The organism is Paraburkholderia sp. AV2 (assembly GCF_054968425.1).
Genome location: NZ_JBANLK010000064.1, coordinates 18,038 through 28,772 on the forward strand (window position 1 = coordinate 18,038; position 10,735 = coordinate 28,772).

The 10,735-nt window shown below is 65.2% G+C and carries 12 protein-coding genes; 3 read left to right on the forward strand and 9 right to left on the reverse strand.

Annotated features, from left to right (window positions below):
• Nucleotides 1-3: 3 nt before the first annotated feature.
• The 5 genes from V8683_RS28365 to rpsP form a co-directional block, all read right to left on the reverse strand.
• Complete coding sequence (locus tag V8683_RS28365; RefSeq protein WP_411188952.1) at nt 4-693, reverse strand: CoA pyrophosphatase; 690 nt, start codon at nt 691-693, stop codon at nt 4-6.
• A gap of 84 nt (nt 694-777) precedes the next feature.
• Nucleotides 778-1,173, reverse strand: a complete 396-nt coding sequence (gene rplS / locus V8683_RS28370; protein WP_027795316.1) for a 50S ribosomal protein L19 — start codon at nt 1,171-1,173, stop codon at nt 778-780.
• A 161-nt stretch (nt 1,174-1,334) separates the two neighbouring features.
• On the reverse strand, nt 1,335-2,102 hold the full coding sequence (trmD, locus tag V8683_RS28375) for a tRNA (guanosine(37)-N1)-methyltransferase TrmD (protein WP_411188951.1): 768 nt from the start codon (nt 2,100-2,102) through the stop codon (nt 1,335-1,337).
• Between the two features lie 49 nt (nt 2,103-2,151).
• Nucleotides 2,152-2,868 carry a ribosome maturation factor RimM gene (rimM, locus tag V8683_RS28380; RefSeq protein ID WP_411188950.1) on the reverse strand — a complete coding sequence of 239 codons (717 nt, stop codon included), beginning with the start codon at nt 2,866-2,868 and terminating at the stop codon, nt 2,152-2,154.
• Nucleotides 2,869-2,894: 26 nt separating this feature from the next.
• Nucleotides 2,895-3,149, reverse strand: coding sequence for a 30S ribosomal protein S16 (gene rpsP / locus V8683_RS28385; RefSeq protein ID WP_027795319.1), 255 nt, complete (start codon nt 3,147-3,149; stop codon nt 2,895-2,897).
• A gap of 108 nt (nt 3,150-3,257) precedes the next feature.
• On the opposite strand from rpsP, the gene V8683_RS28390 reads away from it, so the two are divergent.
• Together V8683_RS28390 and V8683_RS28395 are read left to right on the forward strand one after the other, a co-directional pair.
• Nucleotides 3,258-4,535, forward strand: a complete 1,278-nt coding sequence (locus V8683_RS28390; RefSeq protein ID WP_411188949.1) for a PQQ-dependent sugar dehydrogenase — start codon at nt 3,258-3,260, stop codon at nt 4,533-4,535.
• 94 nt (nt 4,536-4,629) lie between these two features.
• The gene (locus V8683_RS28395; protein WP_411188948.1) at nt 4,630-5,094 is read left to right on the forward strand and encodes an NINE protein; all 465 of its coding nucleotides are present in this window, start codon (nt 4,630-4,632) and stop codon (nt 5,092-5,094) included.
• Between the two features lie 29 nt (nt 5,095-5,123).
• Here the strand turns inward: V8683_RS28395 and V8683_RS28400 are convergent, their stop codons facing one another.
• The gene (locus tag V8683_RS28400) at nt 5,124-6,269 is read right to left on the reverse strand and encodes a PA0069 family radical SAM protein (RefSeq protein WP_411188947.1); all 1,146 of its coding nucleotides are present in this window, start codon (nt 6,267-6,269) and stop codon (nt 5,124-5,126) included.
• A gap of 85 nt (nt 6,270-6,354) precedes the next feature.
• Nucleotides 6,355-6,843, reverse strand: a complete 489-nt coding sequence (locus V8683_RS28405) for an Lrp/AsnC ligand binding domain-containing protein (protein ID WP_411188946.1) — start codon at nt 6,841-6,843, stop codon at nt 6,355-6,357.
• A gap of 179 nt (nt 6,844-7,022) precedes the next feature.
• Here V8683_RS28405 and V8683_RS28410 point away from each other — a divergent pair, with 179 nt between their 5' ends.
• A complete protein-coding gene (locus tag V8683_RS28410) occupies nt 7,023-8,309 on the forward strand; it encodes a D-amino acid dehydrogenase (protein ID WP_411188945.1) in 1,287 nt (428 codons plus the stop codon).
• A gap of 93 nt (nt 8,310-8,402) precedes the next feature.
• Here V8683_RS28410 and V8683_RS28415 read toward each other — a convergent pair whose 3' ends face one another.
• Nucleotides 8,403-10,190: an acyl-CoA dehydrogenase gene (locus V8683_RS28415; RefSeq protein WP_411188944.1), complete on the reverse strand. Its 1,788-nt coding sequence runs from the start codon at nt 10,188-10,190 to the stop codon at nt 8,403-8,405.
• 111 nt (nt 10,191-10,301) lie between these two features.
• Nucleotides 10,302-10,735, reverse strand: a 434-nt coding sequence (locus V8683_RS28420; RefSeq protein ID WP_462880709.1) for an electron transfer flavoprotein subunit alpha/FixB family protein, incomplete at its 5' end; no start/stop codon positions are given.

The window sequence follows — 10,735 nt, forward strand, 5'->3', positions numbered from 1 at the left end:
CCATCAGGCCAGCAGGAAGCGATAGAAGTTGCGCAGCATGCCGGCTGTCGCGCCCCAGATGAAATGCGCGCCGCCCACGCCCTCCTCGCCCGCCGCCGGATACGGCATCGCGAAGAAGCGCCGCTCACCGCCTTCCCAGCGCAGCACCCGCACCTGGTGATGGGCCGGATTCATGAGGAAGCTGAGCGGCACCTCGAAGATTTCGGCCACTTCGAGCGTATCGGCATGGACATCGAACGGTTCGTGCACGAGCCCCACCACGGGCGTTACGCGAAAGCCCGTACCGGTCAGATAGTCGGGCAGCGCGCCCAGCACCTCGACGCGCGCCGGATCCAGATGCACTTCCTCGTGCGCCTCGCGCAGCGCGGCGGCCACGGGCGTGGGGTCGGAGGGCTCGCGGCTGCCGCCGGGGAAACTCACCTGCCCGGCGTGGTTGCTCAGATGGTCGGCACGCTGCGTGAGCAATACGGTCAGGCCCGACTGGCGCATGGCGAGCGGCACGAGGACCGCGGCCTCGCGCGGATCGCGCATTTCGGTGAAGCGCGCTTCCTGCGGCTCGGGGTCCCACGGCAGGCGCTGCTCGAAACGCGCGCGCAGACCTTCGGGCGTGAGCCGCCCGGCGGCAACCGGCGGCAGATGGGCGCCGGTCGATTCGATCGGCAGGCTTTCGGGTTCAAATGCTGGACGTCTCAACGGATCTCTCGAGTCACTGCCGGATAACTATTTTGCGTCCAAAACAAAAAAAGCACCCCGGAGGGTGCTTTTTTCTTACAGCTTTTAAGCCTGCTCGCCCGGAGCCGCTGCGCGGTCTTTCGACACCAGCTTTTCCTTGATACGAGCCTTCTTGCCCGACAGGTTGCGCAGGTAGTAGAGCTTCGCGCGACGGACGTCACCGCGACGCTTCACGACGATGCTGGCCAGCAGCGGCGAGTACGTCTGGAACGTACGCTCCACGCCTTCACCCGACGAGATCTTGCGCACGATGAACGACGAGTTCAGACCGCGGTTACGCTTTGCGATCACGACGCCCTCATAGGCCTGAACGCGCTTGCGGTTGCCTTCAACCACGTTCACGTTGACGATCACCGTATCGCCGGGGGCGAATTCGGGGATGGTCTTCTCGCCCAGCACGCGCTGGATTTCTTCCTGTTCGAGTTTTTCGATCAGATTCATGGATTCACTCCGTAAGCCATCATGTCGGCGTTCGTACCTGTGCCGGATTCCCGTGGAATCGCTGCAACGACGGCCCCGATAGAGGATGGATTCACAACTGGCGCCGTTCACGCATGAAGCGGCACCGCCTTGGGCGCCTCGCGGCGCACCCGCCCGAAGCCTTACGCTTCGTCCGGACCCTTCGCGAGACTAGCGAGCCATGCCTCGTCGGCACGGCTCAACATTCTGTTCTTCCTGGCCCGCGCGATCAGATCGGGCCGCTTGCTCCATGTATTGCGCAGCGCCTCGCGACGGCGCCACTGCTCGATTTCCGCGTGATGGCCGCCAAGCAGCACATCGGGCACCCGCACGCCCTCGTATTCCTCGGGCCGCGTGTAGTGCGGACAGTCGAGCAGACCGTCGACGAAGCTGTCCTGCACCGCCGAAAGCGCATCGTTCAGCACGCCCGGCAGCAACCGCACCACGGCATCCATCAGGGCCATGGCGGGCAATTCGCCGCCCGACAGCACGAAGTCGCCAAGACTGACTTCCTCGTCGACGTGACGGTCGATCAAACGCTGATCGATCGCCTCGTAACGGCCGCACAGGATCACGAAACCGGGCTCCTGCGCAAACTGCACGGCGCGCTCGTGCGTGAGCGGCTTGCCTTGCGGCGACATCAACAGCACGCGCGGCGCGCTCACGCCCTGTTCGGCCTGGGCGGCTTGCGCCGCGCCGATGGCCGCTTCGAGCGGCCTCGCCAGCATGACCATGCCAGGGCCGCCGCCATACGGGCGGTCGTCGATCGTGCGGTAGTTGTCGGTCGTGAAATCGCGCGGATTCCACGTACGCAACGTGTAGCGCTGCTGCTTCGCCGCCCGGCTGGTGATGCCCCAGTCGGTCAGCGCACGGAACATCTCGGGAAAGAGCGTCACGACATCGAACTGCATCGCTCTCTCCGTTCAGCGAAATGAGTACAAACTGATTACAAGCGCACGCTCAGTAATCGGCTTCCCAGTCGACGACGATACGCTTCGCCGCGAGGTCCACCGACTTGACGTACACGCCGACGAACGGGATCAGCCGCTCGCCGGTGGCCGGCTTGCCGTCCTTGCCCGTCGACGGATACTCGGTGCGCAGCACCGAGTGCGCACCGTTGTCGATCAGGTCGGCGACCTTGCCGAGTTCGACGCCCGCCTCGTTGACGACGTCGAGACCCATCAGGTCGACCCAGTAATACTCGTCGGCCTGGGGGGCGGGAAATTCGGCGCGGCTCACGTAGATACGCGAACCGCGCAGGAGCAGTGCGGCGTCGCGATCGGCTACGCCTGCCAGTTGCCCGACAACGCTGTCGCCGTGCACCTTCGCGGCAATGCGCACCGCGGACTGCCGCTCGCGGCCCTTGACGAGCCACCAGCGCTTCGCCGCCAGCAACGCGCTGCCGCCTTGCGCATGCGGCGCGACCTTCACCCAGCCCTTGAGGCCATAGGCGTCGATCACGGCGCCGACTTCGACGGCATCGGCCGGAAAGCTCGACTCCGTTGCGGGCAGCAAGCCTTCGGCCGCAGCCTTCGGAACCTCTGCCGCACGTTCGGGCTGCGACTTGCGCACGAACGCGCCAAAAGACGGCGCAGCACGGCGCGCAGCGCCAGCATCCTTGCGCGGTTTGACCGAAGCCGGCGCATCTGCTTTTGCGGCTTTTGCGTCGTCATGCATCGGCGAACCTCGCATCAAGCCAAAGCTCAAGCAGCAGGCGTTGCCTTTTGCGATTCCTTCACGAGACGCTCGACGGCCGGCGACAGTTGCGCGCCAACGCCTTGCCAGTACGTCACGCGGTCTTGCGCGATACGCAGCGTTTCACCCTTGGTAGCGACCGGGTTGTAGAAGCCCACGCGCTCGATGAAACGGCCGTCGCGGCGGTTGCGCGAGTCGGTTGCGACGATGTTGTAGAACGGGCGCTTCTTCGAGCCGCCGCGTGCCAGACGGATGATGACCATACTAGAATCCTTGAAAACCGGGGGTTCGGGACTACTGAAACAGACGATTATATCCCGAAACCGAAGCCATAACAAACACTTAACTGAGAATCCAGGAGGGAAAGTGCGATGAATGGCGATCGATCGAGGCGGGATGGCCGCGCGGAAAGGGCTCGGACGTGGGTTCGCACGGCGCTGCTGCGGCTTTTTGCAGGCCTGCCGCATCGCACTCTGTCCCCGCATACGAACAGAACACCGGGTTGCGACAGGGTCCTGCGCGCACGCCAGGCCGGCATTCTGACATACCGTACGGCCGCCGCCGCTCTCCTCGCGCTTACCGCGCCGTTTGCGCTGGCGGCCCTCCCCATCGAGCGCATTCAACTGCCGCCCGGCTTCCACATCGAAGTGCTCTCGGACGACGTGCCGGCCGCCCGCGAGATGACGCTCTCGCCCAGGGGCATCCTTTACGTCGGCAGCATGGACGGCCACGTGTACGCACTGGAACTGCGCGACGGCAAGCTCGCCCGGAAACATGTGATCGCGTCGGGACTGGAAATGCCCGTGGGCGTCGCGTGGCACGACGGCGCACTGTACGTCTCCGCCGTTTCGTCGATCCTGCGCTACGACGCCATCGATAGCCATCTCGACGACCCGCCCCAAGCCGTCGTCGTGACGAACGCCCTGCCGGCCGACCGCCATCACGGCTGGAAATTCATCGCGTTCGGTCCGGACGGCAAGCTCTACGTGCCGCAGGGCGCGCCCTGCAACATCTGCCTTCCCGCGAGCGACCCGCAGCGCACGCGCTACGCGATGATCGGCCGCATGGACCCGGACGGCAGCCACTACGAGACGATCGCGCGCGGCGTACGCAACACGGTGGGCTTCGCGTGGCATCCCGAGACGCACGAACTCTGGTTCACCGACAACGGCCGCGACATGATGGGCGACGACGTACCCGACGACAAGCTCAACCGCCTCGCACGCGCCGGCCTCGACTTCGGCTTCCCGTATTGCCACGGCGGCGACGTGCCCGATCCCGAGTTCGGCGCGGGCCACCCATGCAGCGGATTCACACCGCCGGTCATGAAGCTGGGGGCGCACGTCGCCTCGCTCGGCATGCGCTTCTACACCGGCACGATGTTTCCGCCCGACTACCGCAACAGCATTTTCATCGCCGAGCACGGTTCGTGGAACCGCAGCAGGAAAGTGGGCTACCGCGTGGTGCGGATCACCGCGAATCCGGACGGCACGAACGCGCGTCAGGAGGTATTCGCGCAAGGATGGCTCAACCCCGACGACACCCAATGGGGCCGCCCCGACGACGTGGAGCCGCTGCCCGACGGATCGCTCCTCATCAGCGACGACTACGCGGGAGCGATCTATCGCGTGACCTGGACGAAACCGTAGGCCGCGCGGCACTGCGCACGCACGGGCGCGCGACGTACAATGCCCGACGGCTGCCGCCGTTGCGGCATCAACGACTTCGCGCCTTCGCCCGCCCATGTCCCAAGCCTCTCCTTCAACGCGCTTTCGCTCCAAGACGCTCACCGCCGCGCTCGCGTTCTTCTTCGGCAGCCTCGGCGCCCATCGCTTCTACCTCTATGGCCTGCGCGACTTCTGGGGCTGGGCGCACGTGTTCGGCACGTTGCTCGGCGTTCCGGGCGTGCTGCTGCTCGTCGCCAGCGAGCGCGCCTCGACGGCGGGCTGGGTGCTCGCGGTCATCGGCGCCGTTTCGGTGCTCTCGGCGTTTCTCGCGGCCATCGTCTACGGCCTGCGCCCCGACGCGAAGTGGGACGCCCAGTTCAACGCGCAAGCCGGCCGCCAAAGCCGCTCGGGCTGGGCGGTGGTCTTCGTCGTGATCTTCTCGCTGCTGATCGGCGCGTTCCTCCTCATGTCGGGACTCGCGCTCTCGTTCCAGACGTATTTCGAATCGCAGGTCGAGGCCGCAAAAGCGCTCTCTCAATAGCGCTCTCCCGATAGCGATCTTTTCCCGCGTTAGAAAAGATCGAGCTGCGGCTTTTCGCGCGCGGACTTCGTGCTCACGAACTCCGACATGTCGAGAATGCCGTGCCGCCGCTCGTTCAGTCCGAGCCGCCGCACCGCCTTGTGAAAGCGCTGCTTGAGCAGTTCGGACCAGAGACCCGTTCCCTTCATGCGCTGCGAGAACGCGGCGTCATAGTCCTTGCCGCCGCGCATGTCGCGCACGCGGTTCATCACGCGCCCGGCGCGCTGCGGAAAATGCGCGGCGAGCCATTGGTGAAAGAGCGGCGCCACCTCCCACGGCAGGCGCAGGACGATATAGCTCGCGCTCGTCGCGCCCGCCTCCGCGCAGGCTTCGAGCACACGCTCCATGTCCGGCTCGGTGACGAAAGGAATCACCGGTGCAATGCTCACGCCCACCGGAATGCCCGCCTCGGCCAGCGTGCGGATCGTGCGCAACCGCCGCGCCGGGGAGGCCGCGCGCGGCTCGAGCGTGCGCGCGATATCGGCGTCGAGCGTCGTGATCGTGATCGCGGCCATGAACTGGTTGCGCTGGGCCATCGGCACGAGCAGGTCGAGGTCGCGCTCGATCAGCGACGATTTCGTGATCGCCGCGAATGGATGCCCGCGCTCGGCCAGCACCTCGATCACGCGGCGCGTGAGGCGCAGTTCTCGTTCGATGGGCTGCCACGCGTCCGTGCTGACGCCGAGCGCGATCGGCTCGGGCTCGTAGGACGGCTTCGACAGTTCGCGTGCCAGCAATTCCGGCGCATTGACCTTCGCGTAGAGCCGGCTTTCGAAGTCGAGCCCCGGCGACAGGCCGAGATAGCTGTGCGTGGGACGCGCGAAGCAGTAGATACAACCGTGCTCGCAGCCGCGATAGGGATTCAGCGAAACGCTGAACGGGATGTCCGGCGACTGGTTGCGCGTGAGGATGCTCTTCGCGTGTTCCTCGAACACCTGCGTGCGCAATGCGGGGGCCTCCTCGCCACCATCTTCGGCGCCGGGTTGCCGCCAGCCGTCGTCGAAAGTCTCGCGCTGATCCACTTCGTAGCGCCCCTGCAGGTTCGTGACCGCACCGCGCCCCTTGCGGGGCGCCGGTGGCGCAATGGGTTGCCACGCGTCGGCATCGTCGTGCGGCTCGCGATCGGGATCGTTCACAGGGAAATAAAAATGCGGCTCGATACTGTATAAATATACAGTATCGAGCCGCATTGTCGAGCCCGAAAAACGGGGCCGCCTCGCCTCAGGCGCCAACCGCGATCGTCAGTGTTTCCTTGATCTCTTCCATAACGACGTAGCTCTTCGACTGCACGGCGCCGGGCAATTGCAGCAGGATGTCGCCAAGCAGCTTGCGGTAGTCGGCCATTTCGCCGATGCGCGCCTTGATCAGATAGTCGAAGTCGCCCGAGACCAGATGGCATTCGAGCACCTCGGGAATCTTCTGCACCTCGCGTCGAAACTGCTCGAACATGTTGCCGCTCTTGTGGTCGAGCGTGATCTCGACGAACACCAGCAGCGCCGCTCCCAGCACGCCCGGGTTCACGCGCGCGTAGTAGCCCATGATGACGCCGTCGCGCTCCATGCGCTTGACGCGCTCGATGCAGGGCGTCACGGAAAGCCCCACCTGCTCGGCGAGATCCTTCATCGCCATGCGCCCGTCCTCCTGAAGCAGCTTGAGGATGCGGTGATCGAGCCGGTCGAGTGCGCGGACCGGCTGGCGCTGCGTTCTCATGTTTTTTTCCTGAATATTTGAGAAATACAATAACTAAATCTAGGCATACAACAATAGCATAGCTAATAACACTAGCTACGCCGCTCAAAGCGTGTTTTTTCCTGTTTGCCCTGCCCTGTCACGTGGCAAGGCGGTCTGGAACCGGCGTCGCATCAACAATATCTATTGGAGCAGCAGCTATGCGAGTCGTCATATTGGGCAGTGGAGTGGTCGGCGTGGCCAGTGCCTGGTATCTGGCGCGCGCGGGCCACGAAGTGACGGTCATCGACCGCGAAGCCGGCCCGGCGCTCGAAACCAGCTTTGCGAACGCCGGCCAGATTTCGCCGGGCTATGCCGCGCCGTGGGCGGCGCCGGGCGTCCCGCTCAAGGCGATCAAGTGGATGTTCGAAAAGCATGCGCCGCTCGCCATCCGCCTCGACGGCACGAAGTTCCAGCTCCAGTGGATGTGGCAGATGCTGCAGAACTGCTCGGCCGAACGCTATGCGCTCAACAAGGGCCGCATGGTGCGCCTTGCCGAATACAGCCGCGACTGCCTGCAGGCCCTGCGCGCCGACACCGGCATCCAGTACGAAGGCCGCACGGGCGGCACGCTGCAGGTGTTCCGCACGCAGCAGCAGTTCGAGGGCGCGGCGAAGGATATCGCCGTGCTCAAGGAGGCAAACGTGCCGTACGAGCTGCTCAGCGCAGCCGAACTCCAGCGCGCCGAGCCGGCGCTCGCCGCGGTCTCGCACAAGCTGACGGGCGGTCTGCGCCTGCCGGGCGACGAAACCGGCGACTGCCAGCTCTTCACCACGCGTCTCGCCGCGATGGCCGAGCAACTGGGCGTGAAATTCCGCTACAACATGCCGATCGACAGCCTCGCGGTCTCGGGCGATCGCATCGCGGGCGTGCAGTGCGGCAGCGAGTTCGTGCGCGCCGACGCCTTCGTGGTTGCGCTCGGCTCGTTCTCGACGAAGATGCTCGCGAACATCGTGAAGATTCCGGTCTATCCGCTCAAGGGTTACTCGATCACCGCGCCGATCGTGAACGCGGATGCCGCGCCGGTCTCGACCGTGCTCGACGAAACCTACAAGATCGCGATCACGCGCTTCGACAATCGCATCCGCGTGGGCGGCATGGCGGAGATCGTCGGCTTCGACAAGACGCTGCGCGAAGCGCGCCGCGAGACGCTGGAAATGTGCGTGAACGACCTGTTCCCGGGCGGCGGCGACACCACCAAGGCCACCTTCTGGACCGGCCTGCGTCCGATGACGCCGGACGGCACGCCCGTGGTCGGCCGCACGCCGCTCCCGAATCTGTTCCTCAATACAGGCCACGGCACGCTTGGCTGGACGATGTCGTGCGGTTCGGGCCAACTGCTCGCCGATCTCATTTCGGGCAAGCAGCCCGCGATCAAGGCCGACGATCTCTCGGTGTTCCGCTATCTCGGCGAAACGCAAGGCGCGCACCGCCCCGCCTACGCGTAACGCCGCGGCTTCGACAGCACGCCAGGCACAAGCGAAAATCGGCGCCCGAGGGCGCCGATTTTCATTGGCGCATGCTGTTGTGCGACAGGCGGGTCAGAACTGGTCTTCGGAAAGCGCCAGCACGCCCTCGGCCCCCTTCGCGCTGACGATCGCCGCTTCGAGCGCCACCGCCTGCGGCAAGACATGTTGCGCGTAGAACTGCGCAGTCGCGATCTTCGCGCCGTGGAACGCCGGATCCTCTGCATTCAGCCGCGCCGATGCGAGCATCGCGCGTCCCATCTGCCAGCCGCCCAGCACGATGCCCGCCAGCTTCAGATACGGCACGCTACCGGCGAACACGGCGTTCGGATCGCTCTTCGTGTTGGCAAGCACATAGTCCACCACCGAAGCCAGCGCCTGCTGCCCTTGCGACAGGTGCCGGTGCATGGCCTTGAACGGCGCGTCTTCGTGCGAGCCCAGCGCTTCCACGGTCCGGGCAATGTCGGCGATCAGCGCCTTCACCGCCGCGCCACCGTCGCGCAGCGTCTTGCGGCCGACCAGATCGTTGGCCTGGATCGCAGTGGTCCCTTCGTAGATCGGCAGGATGCGCGCATCGCGGTAGTACTGCGCGGCGCCCGTCTCCTCGATAAAGCCCATGCCGCCGTGCACCTGCACGCCCAGGCTCGTCACGTCGATCGAGAGCTCCGTGCTCCAGCCCTTCACGATGGGCACGAGATACTCGTAACGCACCTGATGCTGCGCGCGCACCGCCTCGTCGGGATGGCGATGCGCGAGGTCGCTTTCTGCCGCCGCCACATAGGCCAGCGCACGCGAGGCTTCGGTGAGCGCGCGCATCGTGCCGAGCATGCGACGCACGTCCGGGTGATGGATGATCGTCACGGCATCCTTCGCCGATCCGTCGACGGGACGGCTCTGCACGCGCTCCTTCGCATACGCCGCGGCCTTCTGGTACGCCCCCTCCGAAAGAGCGACGCCCTGCATGCCGACCGCGAAACGCGCCGCGTTCATCATGATGAACATGTATTCGAGGCCGCGGTTCTCTTCACCCACCAGATAGCCCACGGCACCGCCATGATCGCCGTACTGCAGCACGGCGGTGGGGCTCGCCTTGATACCGAGCTTGTGCTCGATGGACACGCAATGCACGTCGTTGCGTGCGCCAGGCGAGCCGTCCTCATTGATGAGGAATTTCGGCACGATGAAGAGCGAAATGCCCTTCACGCCGGCGGGCGCACTAGGCGTGCGCGCGAGCACCAGATGGACGATGTTCTCCGCCATATCGTGCTCGCCCCAGGTAATGAAAATCTTCGTGCCGAGGACCTTGTAGCTGCCGTCGCCCTGCGGTTCGGCGCGCGTGCGCACGAGCGCGAGATCGGAGCCCGCCTGCGGCTCCGTGAGGTTCATCGTGCCGGTCCACTCGCCCGAGATCAGCTTTGGCACGTAGCGCGCCTTTTGCGCTTCGGTGCCTGCCGTAAGCAGCGCCTCGATCGCGCCGTCGGTCAAGAGCGGGCACAGCGCGAACGACAGGTTCGCCGCGTTGAGCATTTCGATGCACGGCGTCGCAACGAGCTTGGGCAAACCCTGCCCTTCGTACTCCTGTGGATGCTGCACACCCTGCCAGCCGCCTGCGGAGAACTGGCGAAACGCATCGGCAAAGCCCGGTGTCGCGCTGACGTTGCCGTTATCCCAGCGGCTGGGATTGCGGTCGCCCTCCGCGTTCAACGGCGCGAGCACTTCGCCGCAGAGCTTTGCCGCTTCTTCGAGCACCGCCTGAACGGTTTCGGGCGTCGCGTCTTCAAAACCGGGCAGCGCCGCGATCTCGTCGAGGCCTGCCAGTTCCTTCATCACGAACAGCATGTCGTGGATCGGCGCGTTGTACATGTCTGTCTCCTCCGCGGGTTGCGAACCATAAAAAAAGGGGCGCCGTAGCACCCCTTCCTGTCATGCCGGACGCCGTGGTTCAACCCGCGCGGCGTCGGTCAGCACCGGCAATCAGCCGAGTTCCTTGACCAGCTCCGGCACGAGCGTGAACAGATCGCCCACGAGGCCATAGTCGGCCACGCTGAAGATCGGGGCTTCTTCGTCCTTGTTGATCGCGACGATCACCTTCGAGTCCTTCATGCCCGCCAGATGCTGAATGGCGCCCGAGATGCCCACCGCGATGTACAGCTGCGGCGCCACGATCTTGCCGGTTTGACCCACCTGGAAGTCGTTGGGGACGTAGCCTGCGTCCACTGCGGCACGCGAGGCGCCCAGTGCGGCGTTCAGCTTGTCGGCCAGCGGCTCCAGCACCTTCGTATAGTTCTCGCCGCTGCCCATGCCACGTCCACCCGAGACGATGATCTTCGCGCTCGTCAGTTCAGGACGGTCCAGCTTCGTCACTTCGCGGCTCACGAACTGCGACAGGCCGCTGTCTGCCGCCGCTT